At 59.8% G+C, this 14267-nt stretch carries 16 protein-coding genes; 7 read left to right on the plus strand and 9 right to left on the minus strand.

Translation table 11 applies throughout. The annotated features are described in order from the left end of the window. Positions 1-217: 217 nt before the first annotated feature. The gene (locus LDP01_RS02645) at positions 218-1081 is read right to left on the minus strand and encodes an alpha/beta fold hydrolase (RefSeq protein ID WP_224090035.1); all 864 of its coding nucleotides are present in this window, start codon (positions 1079-1081) and stop codon (positions 218-220) included. A gap of 178 nt (positions 1082-1259) precedes the next feature. Further along, complete coding sequence (locus tag LDP01_RS02650; RefSeq protein WP_224090036.1) at positions 1260-1673, minus strand: tautomerase family protein; 414 nt, start codon at positions 1671-1673, stop codon at positions 1260-1262. A gap of 302 nt (positions 1674-1975) precedes the next feature. On the opposite strand from LDP01_RS02650, the gene LDP01_RS02655 reads away from it, so the two are divergent. Beyond that, positions 1976-2218 (plus strand): hypothetical protein, encoded by a 243-nt coding sequence (locus tag LDP01_RS02655; RefSeq protein WP_224090037.1) that lies wholly within the window; start codon positions 1976-1978, stop codon positions 2216-2218. Here the strand turns inward: LDP01_RS02655 and LDP01_RS02660 are convergent. The 6 genes from LDP01_RS02660 to LDP01_RS02685 all read right to left on the minus strand — a co-directional run bounded on the left by LDP01_RS02660 (position 2215) and on the right by LDP01_RS02685 (position 8253). Continuing rightward, a complete protein-coding gene (locus tag LDP01_RS02660; RefSeq protein ID WP_224090038.1) occupies positions 2215-2643 on the minus strand; it encodes a winged helix-turn-helix transcriptional regulator in 429 nt (142 codons plus the stop codon). The two genes, LDP01_RS02655 and LDP01_RS02660, sit on opposite strands and share 4 nt — an antisense overlap. Before the next feature lie 740 nt (positions 2644-3383). Next, complete coding sequence (locus LDP01_RS02665; RefSeq protein WP_224090039.1) at positions 3384-4175, minus strand: SDR family NAD(P)-dependent oxidoreductase; 792 nt, start codon at positions 4173-4175, stop codon at positions 3384-3386. 160 nt (positions 4176-4335) lie between these two features. After that, the gene (locus LDP01_RS02670; protein WP_224090986.1) at positions 4336-5148 is read right to left on the minus strand and encodes a sugar phosphate isomerase/epimerase family protein; all 813 of its coding nucleotides are present in this window, start codon (positions 5146-5148) and stop codon (positions 4336-4338) included. Positions 5149-5346: 198 nt separating this feature from the next. Next, positions 5347-6747 (minus strand): MFS transporter, encoded by a 1401-nt coding sequence (locus tag LDP01_RS02675; RefSeq protein WP_224090040.1) that lies wholly within the window; start codon positions 6745-6747, stop codon positions 5347-5349. A gap of 315 nt (positions 6748-7062) precedes the next feature. Next, positions 7063-7551, minus strand: a complete 489-nt coding sequence (locus LDP01_RS02680) for a P-loop nucleotide/nucleoside kinase family protein (RefSeq protein ID WP_224090988.1) — start codon at positions 7549-7551, stop codon at positions 7063-7065. 54 nt (positions 7552-7605) lie between these two features. After that, positions 7606-8253, minus strand: a complete 648-nt coding sequence (locus tag LDP01_RS02685; RefSeq protein ID WP_224090041.1) for a bifunctional 4-hydroxy-2-oxoglutarate aldolase/2-dehydro-3-deoxy-phosphogluconate aldolase — start codon at positions 8251-8253, stop codon at positions 7606-7608. Between the two features lie 225 nt (positions 8254-8478). Between LDP01_RS02685 and LDP01_RS02690 the strand changes: the two genes are divergently transcribed. The 5 genes from LDP01_RS02690 to LDP01_RS02710 are packed head-to-tail and all read left to right on the plus strand — an operon-like array spanning position 8479 to position 12527. After that, positions 8479-9381, plus strand: coding sequence for a Gfo/Idh/MocA family protein (locus LDP01_RS02690; RefSeq protein ID WP_224090042.1), 903 nt, complete (start codon positions 8479-8481; stop codon positions 9379-9381). Beyond that, entirely contained in the window at positions 9374-10369 is a 996-nt protein-coding gene (locus LDP01_RS02695; protein ID WP_224090043.1) for a LacI family DNA-binding transcriptional regulator, read from the plus strand. Before LDP01_RS02690 ends, LDP01_RS02695 begins: the two co-directional genes overlap by 8 nt. Beyond that, positions 10366-10932 (plus strand): VOC family protein, encoded by a 567-nt coding sequence (locus LDP01_RS02700; protein ID WP_224090044.1) that lies wholly within the window; start codon positions 10366-10368, stop codon positions 10930-10932. Before LDP01_RS02695 ends, LDP01_RS02700 begins: the two co-directional genes overlap by 4 nt. Positions 10933-10935: 3 nt before the next feature. Further along, entirely contained in the window at positions 10936-11835 is a 900-nt protein-coding gene (locus tag LDP01_RS02705; protein ID WP_224090045.1) for a sugar phosphate isomerase/epimerase family protein, read from the plus strand. Next, a complete protein-coding gene (locus tag LDP01_RS02710; RefSeq protein WP_224090046.1) occupies positions 11835-12527 on the plus strand; it encodes a Gfo/Idh/MocA family protein in 693 nt (230 codons plus the stop codon). The genes LDP01_RS02705 and LDP01_RS02710 overlap by 1 nt, the downstream gene beginning before the upstream one ends. On the opposite strand, the gene LDP01_RS23330 is transcribed toward LDP01_RS02710, so the two are convergent. Then, positions 12519-12641, minus strand: a complete 123-nt coding sequence (locus tag LDP01_RS23330; protein ID WP_263433745.1) for a hypothetical protein — start codon at positions 12639-12641, stop codon at positions 12519-12521. The genes LDP01_RS02710 and LDP01_RS23330 overlap by 9 nt on opposite strands. A 305-nt stretch (positions 12642-12946) precedes the next feature. Here LDP01_RS23330 and LDP01_RS02715 point away from each other — a divergent pair, with 305 nt between their 5' ends. After that, a complete protein-coding gene (locus LDP01_RS02715) occupies positions 12947-14176 on the plus strand; it encodes an MFS transporter (protein WP_224090047.1) in 1230 nt (409 codons plus the stop codon). Positions 14177-14267: the final 91 nt, after the last annotated feature.

A 14267-nucleotide genomic window follows, 5' to 3' on the forward strand; every position in this document is an offset into this window, starting at 1 on the left:
TTCCAGTCCTGTCTAATTAGAGGAGAAATGATAGAAAGGGGTTTCGGATGACGTGCCAGGGCTGCCCCGATGACTTCGTTGCATTCGCCAATGCGTCCGACGGGGACCTTTCTGCTGGGCCGGCCCTGGGATCAAAGCCCTTGGCGCTGGCCAGTCCCTGACCCGGCGTCGTGTCCGGTGACCAAAACTCTTCCCCGACATTCGAAGGGGGAATGGATCACTTCAGGCCGCCGTTGTCCTGGTCCCTGAGAAACTTCAGGACATGTTCGCTGAAGGTTTCCGGGTACTGGAAGAGTGAGGCGTGTCCGGAGTCGGGGTAGATGATCAACTGGGCATTGGGAATGCGCTGGGCCATTAGGAAGGAGTTCGGGGTGGGCACCATGACGTCATTGGAACCATTGACGACCAGGACCGGGTGCTGGATGTTCGCCAGCTCCGGCAAGGTGGAGCCGTTGCCTTCCCACCAGTCAACGATGGCGGCGCGCTGTTTTGCGCCGGCCTCGGCAGTTACATTGGCGCGCCCGGGACGCTCGGGAGTGTAAATGCGGTCCATGTAGGCGCGGGTGGCGGCTCTGCCGGTCCATTTACCGTTGAACCACAATGCCTGGAAGGTGAGTTCCGGGTCTCGTGCTGCATTCACCCAGTGTTCAACCTCCGGCCCGGGGTAGGTGGCTCCTTCGCCGCCACCAGGACCCGTGCCTACGAGGATGATGTTCCGGACCAGCTCCGGCTCGGTCAGGGCGATGCGCTGGGCGATGTACCCGCCCATCGAGAAGCCAAGCAGGTCCGCCTTCTCAACACCAAGGGACTTGATGAACTCGATGGCAGTCTTGGCCATCTCGGTAATGTTGGCCCCAACCTCACCGTCACTGAAGCCCACGCCGGCGTTGTCGAAGGTGACCACGCGGCGATGCTGGGAGAGCAGTTCGATGACAGTGGGATCCCAGTCGTCGATGCTTCCGCGGAACCGGCTGAACAAAACCAGCGGAACGCCGGCTTGGTCTCCGAATTCGCGGTATGCCAGCCCAGTGCCGTCAACGTCGACAGAGCGCACAGGGGTAGCAAGGTACAGAGAGGACATGCCTTTCCTTTCAGATTGGGAATGCAGGGGCAATGCCCGACAGCCCGCAATGACTACATTCTCGGTAGTTACTTCGGAAGTCACTACGTTTTCAGTAGTCGATGGTGATGCGTGCAACACTATTCCGTGGCAGCGTGGCTGTCAACGATTGGATTCAGCATCCCATCCGCGAACTTTCCTACCTTTCCACCCAGGGCATCGAAAGGTCGATGTCGGAAACCAGATTGCCGCCGCCGAAGCTCATGTTCTCCAGCGGAATGGCATGCATAAGCAGAGTTACATCGTCCTGGTCGACGCCCACGCGTTCCACTGCGTAGCGGGTGACCAACTCGGCGAGCCTGCGCTTCTGCTCGATAGTCCTGCTGTCACCGAAGGTTACGGTCACGATCAGGCGCCGGTCGGACCTTTTTTGGGCCGGGAATGTTGGGTGGATGAAGAGCTCATCCACGCCATGCTCGCTGATGACGACAAAACGATCATCCATGGGCGTTTCCATCGCTTCATGAAGCGCAAGATTCAAGGCATCGGCAAGAGCGCGCTTCTCCTCGCTTGAGAATTTTTGAGCTGGAATATACGCGTGAAATATGGGCATAAAACTTTTCCTTTGTAGTTGCTGGGGCTTGAACAGCGTTCGAAGTGGAACTTCCAGCGAATCGAATCAACAATCGCCGGGAACATGGCGTGAAGGCCAACCGCGGCCGAATCGCGAAGGGGAATGTAACAAGCGCGATGGCCTCCGGATCGCACTTACTCCATTTTCGATAGTTACTCGGAGGGTTGCTACGTTTTCAGTAGTAAGTGGTGATGGCAGATACATTATTCCGTCACAGTGCGCCTGTCAACCCCTCACGTTGACTCACGGAAAAGGTCCTCGGCGGGGCATAGGTTGCCTCGTTGAAAAAGGCCCGGTTGGGGCTGTTCGTGGACATACTTGGCAATGGAGGTGCGACGCGTGCGGGGCCCGGCCCGCTCTCGCACCGTTTTGTGGCGCGGGTCGTTGAGTTGGTCGTGTGTTGGACCGTTCTGCTGGCGCCGGCCAGCAAACGACTGGCGCCGATGCTGCCTGAGTTGGTGCCGACGCCCCGGCTCCGGCATGGTGCAGACCAGACCGCCGTGAACGTCGCCGATGCCGGTTAACGGCTGGAGGCGCCTGACCCGACGGCTACGGGCTCGCTGAACCAGCGGGATATGACGTTCTGGGCATAGCCTGAGACCATGATGGGGTCAGCGGCATCGGGCGTGCGGGCGTGTTCGTATCCCCAGTTATCCAAAACCTTTATCAGCACCTCGAGTTCCCTGCCAGCGGACGTCAGCTTGTACTCGAATCGGGGAGGCCTTTCGTTGTACAGAGAGCGCTCGAAAATGCCCGCGTCCACCAGGGTTGCCAGCCTCTTGGACAAAACCGTAGGCGAAATGGAAAGACTCTCCAGGAATTCGTCGTAGCGGCTCTTGCCCCAGACAACGGCGTCCCGGATGATCAGCACGCTCCATTCGTCACCGATGGCTTCGAGAGCATGGGCGACGTTGCATTTCATGCCGTCAAAGCTGCTTCGGCTGCGCATTGTCCCACCGCCTTTCTGGGGTTGACTCAATAACTGATCTACCGATGTAACTCCTGAGTTGATAGTTATCATACCCGAAGGCCCGAAATTCAGTTCCGAGTGAGAGTCAGCCGCGCGATGGGTCCCAGGCAGGAGTGCCTGGCTTGAAGGAACCCAAGTACCGAGGGATAGTCCCGTTATTGCGTGGGAGCGTGGCGCACCATAGAGGGGCCCTGCCGCAGGGGTGGGGGAGTAGGCGGCATGACTTGTCAGCCATGAAGATGATCCGTACTCCGTTCATCACGAACGAGCCCCTCATGCTTCATATTTCGACGGGTCACCCGATTGACATTCGGGCCTTTTGGTCCAGCGCGTATCCCTGGCCTGCCAAGTATTTGAAAGCACTCCACGTTGGCGAAACCAACTGGCAGCCATACTGATGATGGGCGGCGAACGATGGCCGCCGCTTCGCTCCCGCTCGAAATACGGCGGGGCCGCCACAAGACAGACATGCCAGTTCCTGTCGGGCTGCTTTTTGTTGTTCCGGGAGAAGAACCGCGAACTCCGGGGCGGTCCATTCCGTGCCATCCAAAATGTTCTTTGCCATGTACACGGCGCCTCCTCGTGTAGTTGTCATGGACAGTTGAGCGATGTGCTGCGGCCCAGGTGAGTCGGGCCCCCGCCAACGTAACGGTGCTTTCAAAGCACGTGACGGTGGCGGGGCTGGCCCTTTGCTCCGGGTTGCAGGTGCAGTGCAGGCTTCAGGATTTGGAGCTTGGTCGTCCAGGGATATGGCTAAGAATAGATTTGGTGAAGCCACCGTCGACACAAATGTCTTGCCCGGTGACGTAGCCCGCCAGAGGGCTTACGAGAAACTCGATCACGTTGGCAATGTCCATGGGATCTCCAATTCGTGCCAAGGGGATGATGTTTTCCCTGGCCTTCTTGATTTGGGGATCGGCGTACATTTTTTCGGTCATCCGTGTGTGAGTCATTCCGGGCGAGACCACATTGACGCGAATTCCTTCAGGCGCCCATTCCAACGCGAGAGTTTGGGCCAGCATCGTCAACGCGGCCTTACTGGGGCTATAAGCACCTGATCCTGCGTGTGGTATCTGGCCAGACATTGAAGAGGTAAAGCAGGCGGATCCGCGGCTCTGCTTCAAATGCGGGTGGCTTGCTTTGGCAAGAAGCCACGGTCCGCGAAGGTTGACGGAGAACATTTCGTCCCAGTCCTCGATTGTCACGTCACAGATAGCACCAGGATTTGCGATCCCGGCATTCGCTACCAGGGCGTCCAACCCACCAAACTCCGCTACCGCAGCTTCCACCAATTGACTTGGTACATCCGGATCGCCGAGGTTGCCCGCCAGTGCTATCGCGGTACCGCCCATTGACTGGATCGAACGCACCACCTGGTCTTGGTTGCCGTTCGATTCGTGTCCTGCGACTGCGATCATGGGGTGTACGCCGCGGGCAAGAGCCGCCTCTGCGATTCTTAGGCAGGCAGATGCTCCTATGCCGCTGCTTCCACCACTGACCAAAGCTCTCATTAAACGTAGTCCTTATCATCGGTTCACTTGAGAAATACTTCTATTGCCTGAGAATCAAGATCTGCCCAATTTTACCGGCCACCTGATTCGCAATGTGAACTATTTCGAATTTCTAAATTCGATCTACGGGCCCGCAGGCGTCGCGATCGCCAAATCCGGGTTAATTGGCCAGTTCCCAGCCCCGATCTTTGAGGTCCTGCATCGCCTTCTTGAATTCTTGTTCGGGGTTTTCTTCGCGAATAATCTCGAGAACTACGTTGTTGACGCCGCACGTTTCGCTGACCGCCTTGCCCAGTCCGTACCAGTCAATCACTCCCGTGCCGATCGGATCATGACCCCATGTGTCAGTACCCGTATCGGAAATATGTACCAACCCAATTAGCTCGTGATGGGAGAGCAAGCTTTGTACGGGGTCTTCACCTATGTAGGCGGCGTTGGCGACGTCATAGACGATCTTGACGGCGTCGTCGTTGATTGTCTTAACGACGCCTGCCAGGTCCTGGATCGTGGGGGTGAAGCAATACGGAGTGTTTTCGAAGAGGAGTCGCGTGCCCGCCTGTTTGGCCAGCGGAATCAGGCTTTCCAGACTCTCGTACATCCACCCGTAAGTCTTTTCAAGAGAGGGCGAAATCATAGGGCGTCGCGTCCCGGGGGAGATCACCACCTCCGGGACCTTCCAAGCTTCGGCCAGCTCAATCACTGACTTGATATGCTCGATACTCTTCCGGCGCATATTTGCCCCGGGACTGGCCAGATTGATGTCGTATCCACCGGCATTCAGCGACCTGATTTCGGCGCCGTAGCCATTGAGCCGACTGTAGATCGCGGACCGCTCGGGGCCGGAGATTTCCTCCGGCCAGCAATGTGGAGAGCTAATTGGGACTTCAAAGGTTTTGTGCCCGTTTTCAACCAACTCGGCAATCGCATCAATTGCCGTGGATGACCACAGGTAGGAAAACGTATTGATAATCATTTGGTTCACTTGGAGAGTTCCTCTCAGTTCTGAGCCAACGTGGAACGAGCTTTTTAGATAGCACGTACTGTAACTTTCGATCCCACCCGGCAATTTGCTGCGCGAGCCGGCGGCCCGGTAAATCGGGGTCACCCGCTGATGCCTCGTCGGGCTGTGCCGGCCTTCAAAGGACAGGCGCGCCTAACGGCCAGGCCTGCCCTAGCTGGTACGCGAGGACGTGCTTGAGACCAGGTGTTCGCCTTCGAGTACCTCAGGGTCGGCAAGCGCCACGGTGGCGCGGTCACCGCGGTTTCCGGTCTCCGGCAGCGTGAAGTAGACCGCGAGGCAGATAGCGACGACGACGATCATGTAGACCGCGACAAGCATTGGCTGCCCGGCGCCGACGAATGCGGCCGCAATCAGCGGAGCGGTACCCCCGAAGACGGCAATCACGATCTGGTGTGCGAAGCCGATGCCCGATACGCGGACGGAGGCCGGGAACAGCTCGGCCTGAATGGTCGGATAGACCGACTGCCAGATACCGAGAACAACCCATCCGGACGCCGATACGAGGACGTAAACGCCGAAGCCCGGCTGGTTCAGGAGCAGGAGCAAGGGGTAGAAGAGGACGATCATGCCGATGGCGCCGATGATCGGAAAGATCTTGCGTCGGCCGAGACGGTCAGAAATCGCGCCGCATGCCGGCACGATGATAACCAGCAAGGCCAGCCCGATAACACTGCCGGCCAGTGTGGAAGCGAGGTCCCGGCCGGAGGTCAGCTTGGCGTAGGTGGGGAGGAACGTGGCCCAGGTGTAGTAGGCCACGGCCGGAGCAGAGAGCGCTGCTGCCTGCAGCAGCGCCTTCGGGTGTTCGCGAAGCAGGTCCATCAGGCGCGCAGCTGCGGACTTTTGATCGACAAGGCTCCCTGCTTCAAATTCAGGGGTTTCTTCCGCGCGGGACCGCAGGATGAGGCCTACGATGCCGAGGATGCCTCCAATGACGAAGGGGATGCGCCAGCCCCACGCGGCAAGGTCTGCCGGTGTAAAGGATGATGTGACCATTGCAGCGGCCCCTGTTGCCGCGAGGGTCGCCAGACCGCTTGCCATGTTGGTGAACGAACCGAACAGGCCCCTCCGGCGCGCGGGAGCGTGTTCAACCATGAATGCGATGGCGCTCTGTCCCTCGCTGCCGGCCGAGATTCCCTGGAGGATGCGTGCAACCAGGAAGAGTACAGGCGCTGCGTAACCGATGGTTGCAAAAGAAGGAGTGAGGCCAATGATGAGCGAGCCGAGGGCCATTCCGGAGATAGACAGTGTAAGAATGACCCGCCGGCCGAATCGATCGGCCAGTGGCGAGACGATGATTCCGCTGAGCGGGCGTACCACGAACCCGACCGCGTAGGTGAGCAGTGCTGCGATGAGGGAGGCGAAGGGGGAATCGCTGGGGAAAATCTGTGACGAGAACACGGCCGCCAGCAGTCCATAAATGTACCAGTCGTACCACTCAACGAAGTGGCCGATCGTACCGGCCACCATGTTCAGTGTGCGACGAGGATGTTCAGACGCTTCGGGTCGCTCCGAAGTGCCGGGACTGTCAACGGCTTCCTTTGAGGTCTTCATTGAACTCTCCATGTTTTCACGTTTAGTGCTGTGGGTATATTGCGGGTTCCCGGACACGTCGGTGTGCGGGTTTCAGCCGGCTGTAGATTTTGTTGGCCCGGTCGGTGGAATTCCAACGCCGGGCAGCCGGGCAGCGCGGTGGGCGCTGCTTGGTTTTGAAGCGGAAAGAAGCATATGCAACATCCGGAATCTCCAATGAGATCGGTTGCTGAGATCGGTTGCAGTCAACGATACGGATGCAATGTGATCATTGTCAATGTGTTTTGCCATAGCTTCGCGTCGTATCCAACATGCGGTCGTTTAGGAGCAGGGGGCTCAATCGACGGGAAGGGGTGCCTCGTTATTGAAGTCCAGGTATTCCACGCCGGACCAGGCGCACTCCAAGCGGCCATATAAGGACCAATATTCATCCCAGTGGGCAAGTTTCCACTGGTCTCGTTCCAGTCCGCGGCGGATAAGCCGAGTACGCAGAACGTCTTTAGGCACCCGTACCCGGACTACGGTGATCGTGGACGTTGGCCAGTGGAAGCTTTCTGCCGTGCGGGTCAAATAGTCAGGGTCCCCAAAATAGGCCCCAAAAGGGGCGTCGAGGACTACGGACCTGCCTAGGCGCAGGTTCACTCCCGCCACATCCATGAGTGTCTCGTATTCAAGGGGCAGCAAATTGTCCCGGTAGTAGTCGTTGGACTCCCGGTCGGTGGGATCGTGTCCGGTCGCCGCCAGGGCGAATTCGACAAATCGCCCGCTGACCCGGTCCTTGTCCAGATACGCGGCCTCATGATCCTTTGCCGTTTGCTGGGCAATGGTCGTTTTCCCCGAGCCGGCCCGGTCCTATGACAATGAAGACCTGGGGAGACATTAACGGCGGGCCTCTGCTACAGCTGCGAGGAAAGCCCGGGCTGCCTCGCTGACGCGGGTAAAGTCGCCGTCCGGCTGCCATGCCTTGGTCACATAGCTCCCCACGCCGACGCCTGCCACACCCGCGGCAAACCACTCGCCCACATTGTCCAGGGTTACGCCCCCAGCCGGCATGATCGGCAGGTGCGCCAGCGGTGCCAGCACTGCTTTCGCGTACGCGACTCCTCCAGCCTCGGTGGGGAAGAGCTTGAGGATGTCGGCACCTGCCTCGGCGGACTCGACGAGCTCGGTTGGCGTGTAGGCTCCGCTGATTGTTGGCACTTGGTACCGGTTGGCTGTCCTGATCATGGCAGGGTTCAGTTGGGGGCTGACCAGGAACTCGGCGCCCGCCCGGATGCACTCGTATGCGGAGTGCTCATCAAGCACTGTCCCCGCCCCGACCGCCACGCCGCTGGGTCCGTGTTTTGCGGCCAGGTGGCGGATCACTTCAACGGCCCCCGGAATGGAAAGAGTAATTTCCAGGGCCCGGAAGCCTCCTTCGATGGCAGCTTCAGCGACCTGCTCGGCAAGTTCGGCGCTCTCCAGCCGCACGATGAGGACGGCTCCTGATTCATGGATGGTCTGCAGGGTGCGAAGTTTCTTATTCATAGCTGGCCTCTCTCTGGCCGGGCGGCGTCATCTTCACGAGCGGCCCGACCGTATTGATGTTTCGTTGACAAACTCTCCCACCATCCATACTGTTATTGCAACCGATCTCAGCAACCGATCTCATACAAGGGGGTATTGCGGTTGACTCATGTACGAACAATTATTCTTGGCGCTTCCCATTGGCACGTTCCACTCTGCGCGCAGGCTATCGCCGAAGAACACGACGTGGTTGGAGTAAGCGACGAAGATGTCTCCCGTCTGCAGGTAAAGGAACTGGCCGCTCGCTGGGAGGCGGACGCTGAAGCCGATTGGCAAAAGTTGGTTGATGTTCCCGACGTAGGACTCGCGTACGTCTTTGGTCCCCACGAGGGGATGGCGGAAAAGTGCATGGCCCTGATTGAGCGGGGTATTCCGTTCGTCGTGGAAAAGCCGGTGGGCACTTCCCTCGGGGAGCTTGCCACCGTGCGCCAGGCCGCCGAAGCAGCAGGTGTGCCAGCCACTGTGCCCTTGGTTCAGCGCGGTGGACCCACAGAGAAATGGCTTGCCAAGGCGGGTAGGCCCAGTTATCAGCGAGCCTCATTCATTGCCGGGCCGCCATCCCGGTATCTGGAGAACTCCAATCCTTGGATGCTCGATCCGGTCAAGGCCGGGGGAGGCTGCCTCGCGAACCTGGGTCCACATTTTGTTGACCTGTTCCTCCGAGGTTGCGATGAGCCGGCAGCGGACGTGGATTCCCGGCTCTCTTCGGTTCTCCACGGCCAGGCTGTTGAGGATCATGCCAGCCTCATCATCACGACGCCGGAGGGACGTGAAGCCATCGTGGAAGTTGGCTACGCATTCCCTGGCTCGCCATTGAAGCGGTATTGCAGCTTTACCTCAGTGGGCGAGGCCGGATTCGCCTCCGTTAATTCCGATGGCACAGCTACTTTCACGGGACTGGACGGAACTACGGAAACCGACGAAATCAATGTCGACAGCGACCCGCTCTACGACCCGTTTGTGCGGAACGTCGCCCGGACGCTGGAAGATGGATTCCGGGGCCTGCCGACGCTGGCCCAGCTCGAAAATGTCATGCGCCCCATTTGGCAGGCCTATGGCAACCAGCACGGAGGAAGAGAACATGCCTGACTTGAGTATCGACGTCGTCGCGAAAGCCGCCGGTGTCCATCGGTCAACCGTCTCCCGGGCGTTCTCTCGCCCAGAGGCGGTGAAGAGCGAAACACGCGAGCATATCCTCCGGGTCGCCGAAGGACTCGGCTACACGATGAGCCCACTCGCCCAGGCGCTTCGACGGAAGACAAGCAACATCATTCCGCTGATCGTCCCCGACATCACCAACCCGTTCTTCGCGGAACTTGCCAAGACGATGACACAGGCAGCCGACGAGCGCGGCTACCAGCTCATGCTCTGCGTCACCAACGGCGACCCGGCCAAGACCGACGGATACTTCACCGCCATGCAGGCGATGTACGCCCCCTTCGGGATTGTGGCACCTTCGACCAAGGTCGATACCGAGGCCCTGAAACGCTTCGACTTCGGCCACAAGGTGGTGGTAATCGACCGTGTGGAAGGGGATTCCTCCGTACCAACCGTCACGGTCGACAGCTGTCAAGGGATCATGCTCGCACTTGACCACCTGCACGGCCTGGGGCATACATCGATCGGATACGTATCCGGCATCGCCGGCACACACACTGCCCAAGACCGGATGGACGCCTACCTTGAACTCACCGCCCAAAGCGGGAGCACGCCCATCGTGCTGGACAGCGGTTCAGACCTTGATGCGGGCACTCGCGGTGCAGAGCACTTCCTGGAGATGGACAATCCGCCAACGGCCATCATCGCAGCCAACGACATGGTGGCCTTCGCCGTGATCTCAGCACTGGGCGGCAGCGGTGTGAAGGTTCCGGAAGACGTCTCGGTTATCGGATTCGATGGCCTTGCTCTTGGTGCCCGGTTTAACCCTGCCCTGACAACCATCCGGCAGCCCATTGCCGACATGGGGCACATTGCCATCGAGCTGGCCGAGAAGCAAAACGTGGATGGGGCGGTTGAGCATATAGTCCTCGAGCCTGAGCTTCTGGTCCGACGCTCCACCGCTGGACCGCGCAAATGAGCGGGGCGCAGGAACAGACGCTCCGGCGCCTGCCGGGAATACGGCACACAGACCACGTCGGTCTGACGGTTCCGAACCTTGATGAAGGCATTCGCTTCTTCGTCGAAGTCCTCGGCGCCGAGGAGTTGTACCGCTCCGAGCGCGGCCCCGATGAAGAATTCATGCCCACCAACTTCGAAGTGCCGGCAGATGCCAAGCTCACGCTTGCCATGCTGCGCTTGCCGCCGAACCTGAACATCGAGCTTTTCGAGTGGAGCAGCGCTGAGCGGCGTGAGACGCCACCGCGTCATTGCGACGCCGGTGGGCACCACTTGTGCTTCGTCGTGGATGACGTCGACGAAGCCATCGCCGTACTGCAGGAAACACCTGGCGTCAGGGTGCTCGGTGAGCGCAAGGAAGTCGCTGGCGACAGCCCACGCGTAGCTGGCAACCGCTGGACCTACTTCGTCACCCCTTGGGGGCTGCTGATGGAAATCGTGGACAGATCCCGCGTCGCAGCCCCGCCCCGGCTGGTCGGTCCTACGGACTGGACGGCAGCTCCAAACACTTCAGAAAGGACATAAACAATGCGGCTAGCGGGTCACACTCTAGGTACTCCGAACCACACCGTTCCCCAAGCACTTGCTCTCTTTCGGGCCGCAGGGCTCGATGCCGCCGAGGTCATCTACCAGGATGACTACAAGTCCGGTTTGCCCCTGGGCGACCGGCGCTCGGCAATGGAGGCGCTGAAAGCAGCCGAAGGCGAAGGCGTACCAATCGTCGGTTTGACGCCTTACACCACCGCTATCAACTCACTCGACGATGCCGAATGGCACAAAGCCGTTGACGAATTCCGTGGTGCCATTGACACCGCACAATTGCTCGGCGCTGACCGCGTCCGTGTCTACGCTGGTTCCTGGCACCCAGGAGACACCGATCACGCGGCCCGCTGGGGACAGCTGCGGAAGGCGCTGGAGACCCTTGCCCCCGTGGCCCAGCAGGCTGGCGTCCGCCTCTGCGTGGAGAACCATTTCGGCACCATGACCCAGACGGCAGCGGACACAGCGGCCCTGGTCCGGGAAATTGCCCAGCCGTCCGTCCGCGTGCTCTACGATCAGGCGAACCTCACCTTCACGCACGACGAAAACTACGAAGAAGCCTTCGCTGTTCAAGGTGACCTGATCGGCCACGTCCACGTGAAAGACCTTGTCTTCACGGATCCCAATGCGGCCTTCCGCGCCACTGAAACGGCCAGGGTCAACGCCTCAGAGCGGGCAGTCCGTTCCCGCGTTGTAGGAAGCGGTGTTGTTCCGTGGGCCCGGATCCTCGTCGCGCTGCTTCAGCACGGCTATGACGACGTACTGAGCGTCGAGCTTGAATACCGTTGGCACCCGCAAGACCTCCCTGCGCCGGAGGATGGATTCCGGGAATCCGTCGCCGTCCTGCGCTCAATGCTCGCTGATTCGGCCAAAGTAAGGAACGCCTGATGAATACCAACCGCCTCCGCGTCGGAGTTATCGGCGCCGGCAACATCGCCACCATTGCCCAGCTGCCCACCCTCGTGCAACGCGATGACATTGAACTGGCTGCCTTGGTTTCCCGGCGTGAGGATCCCAGCAGCCTGGTCCGGCGGTGGGGCTTCAACGATGCCTACAAAACGGTGGAGGACATGCTGGCTGCGCAGGAGCTGGATGCAGTTTTCGTGTTGACCCCACGTTCCGAGCATGCCCATGCCGTTCAGCTTTGCCTCAATCACGACGTGGATGTGTTTTGCGAGAAGCCTTTGGCTCCGGCAACTGATGAAGCGGAACGTCTGGCTGATCTCGCCGACGAGCGGGGACGGATATTGATGGTTGACTTCAACCGCCGGTATGCACCCGTATACACGGCCGGCCGCGAAGTTTTTGGCGACAAAGGTGCTACTTTCTGCGTCGCCCAGAAGAACCGCCCAGGGTCCGAATACCGCGCGACCTTCGAGAACGCCATCCACATGGTCGATCTCCTCCGCTGGTACTGCGGAGGCGAACCGGAACACGTGGCCGCCCATGCCGCGGGTGAGGATCCTTGGGAAGAAGACGGACTCGCAGCGACCATCCGCTTCAGCACCGGGAATACCGGCGTCCTGATGGCGGCCCCGTACAGCGGGGGCATGGAACGAAAAACTGGACGCCTATGGTGACGGGAAGACGGTCGAAGTCAGGGCACCGGAAACGGTTTCCACCACCATCAACGGCGTCACGACGTCACGGGAACTGAGCGCGGAAGCATACGGCTGGGCTACGGCGACAGACACCCTCGGATTCTCGGCCGCCGTTCACCACTTCCTGGACCGGGTCGCCGACAGGGGCCAGCCGCTTACCTCAGGCCGGGAAGCCGTTCACACCCAACGTCTGCTCGATCAGATCCTTGCAGCCGCCGGCCTGCCGACAGAGGAGCAGACCGGCCGCGAATGGGCAAGCCACGCGGTAAACGCAAGCTGAACCGTTCACCTCTGCCAAAGTTGCACAGGTGTCTGGCGCGGGCGCTTTAGACGCAGTGGCCAGAGCCGCCTGTCGGATATAGGGAGGTGCGAACATAGCTCTACTTCGCCTACGAAACATGGGTGCACTGAAAGGCAAGGAAGCAGAGAAGCGGCCACTTCGGGGGCGTGTCACCGCGCTGGCTGGAGTCCTGCTGGTTGCGTTCAGCGCGAGAGAAGCGGTCTCGGCGGTGTCCCCGCTCCTTGGCCAAATAAGTGCGGACCTTCCGTTCGACGCGGTAACCACGGGGATCCTCGGGATGCTGCCGACCGCAGGCTTCGCAATGATGGGCTTCTTTGCGCTGCCGCTCGTGCGGCAATTCCAGATGGAACACCTGCTCTTGGTCGCGATCCTGTTGACAACATCAGGTCAGGTGGGCCGTGCACTTGGATGGAACGTCGTGGCATTCTTGGTGTTCACCTGCATCGCCATGCTTGGGATTGGCCTGGTCAATGTCGTGGCTCCGCCTCTACTGATGAAGTATTTTCCCGATCGGATCGGGGTTCTGGCAGCGCTTCACATCAGTCTCCTGGGTGGCAGCACGGCCATGGCCGCCCAATTCGCCATCCCTCTGGGCAATCTATATGGCTGGCGGTTCTCCATAGGTATTTGGGCTGCCTTCAGTGCGCTTGCTGCGATCCCTTGGCTGATTCTTCCGGCGGCCAAACGGAACCTAGCCCGTTCGCGGACCTCACCAGCCGATGATAGGCCGTTGCCCCCTGCGAACGCGATAAAACCATGGAGATCATCAATCGGCTGGGGCACAGCGATGATCTTTGCTGGTTGCTCCAGCAACACCTTTGCGGCGCTGACTTGGCTTCCGGCGGTTCTCGTTGACAGAGGGACGGGCCCGGACGCTGCTGGATCCATGCTGGCGCTCTATTCGATCCTCGCTTTGCCGGTCGCCCTGGTTGCGCCTGTGGTTGTCGTAAGAATGCCACGCCCGCTACCTGTGGCAATCCTCTTTGTCCTCGCGTTTGCCGTCGGTTATGCAGGCATAATCTTCGCCCCACCAGCCTCTGCAGCGGTCTGGGTCGTCATTGCGGGCCTGGGCCAAGGCGCTTATGCCTTTGCGTTCACCATGATCAACAAGCGGACACGAACGCAATCCGGCTCGGGAAGTTTATCCGCCTTCGCCCAGGGGACCGGCTACGCCTTCGCAAGCATCGGCCCTTTTCTTTTCGCGCTCCTGCACAGTCCAGGGGACGGCTGGCTGCCCTCATTTGGCATGCTCGGTGCCTGGCTCGTGGTGCTTGTGGCAGGGGCAATCATGGTCAACAAGCCACGCATGCTTGATAAAGGCCCTTGACACCCTTACTGCGACACCAAATGTGGGTGCCGCCCATTAATACAACCGATCTCATCGACATTTTGAATGAACTCAAGGGAGAGATTTCATG

Source organism: Arthrobacter sp. StoSoilB13, assembly GCF_019977255.1.
In the GTDB taxonomy this organism is placed as follows: Bacteria; Actinomycetota; Actinomycetes; order Actinomycetales; family Micrococcaceae; genus Arthrobacter.

Excerpts from the sequence above, each read along its gene's own strand:
- LDP01_RS02675 (WP_224090040.1), bottom strand. The coding sequence starts at position 6,747 with ATGAAGACCTCAAAGGAAGCCGTTGACAGTCCCGGCACTTCGGAGCGA.
- LDP01_RS02670 (WP_224090986.1), bottom strand. The coding sequence starts at position 5,148 with ATGATTATCAATACGTTTTCCTACCTGTGGTCATCCACGGCAATTGAT.
- LDP01_RS02685 (WP_224090041.1), bottom strand. The coding sequence starts at position 8,253 with ATGAATAAGAAACTTCGCACCCTGCAGACCATCCATGAATCAGGAGCC.
- LDP01_RS02705 (WP_224090045.1), top strand. The coding sequence starts at position 10,936 with ATGCGGCTAGCGGGTCACACTCTAGGTACTCCGAACCACACCGTTCCC.
- LDP01_RS02700 (WP_224090044.1), top strand. The coding sequence starts at position 10,366 with ATGAGCGGGGCGCAGGAACAGACGCTCCGGCGCCTGCCGGGAATACGG.
- LDP01_RS02645 (WP_224090035.1), bottom strand. The coding sequence starts at position 1,081 with ATGTCCTCTCTGTACCTTGCTACCCCTGTGCGCTCTGTCGACGTTGAC.
- LDP01_RS02665 (WP_224090039.1), bottom strand. The coding sequence starts at position 4,175 with ATGAGAGCTTTGGTCAGTGGTGGAAGCAGCGGCATAGGAGCATCTGCC.
- LDP01_RS02695 (WP_224090043.1), top strand. The coding sequence starts at position 9,374 with ATGCCTGACTTGAGTATCGACGTCGTCGCGAAAGCCGCCGGTGTCCAT.
- LDP01_RS02660 (WP_224090038.1), bottom strand. The coding sequence starts at position 2,643 with ATGCGCAGCCGAAGCAGCTTTGACGGCATGAAATGCAACGTCGCCCAT.
- LDP01_RS02650 (WP_224090036.1), bottom strand. The coding sequence starts at position 1,673 with ATGCCCATATTTCACGCGTATATTCCAGCTCAAAAATTCTCAAGCGAG.
- LDP01_RS02710 (WP_224090046.1), top strand. The coding sequence starts at position 11,835 with ATGAATACCAACCGCCTCCGCGTCGGAGTTATCGGCGCCGGCAACATC.
- LDP01_RS02715 (WP_224090047.1), top strand. The coding sequence starts at position 12,947 with ATGGGTGCACTGAAAGGCAAGGAAGCAGAGAAGCGGCCACTTCGGGGG.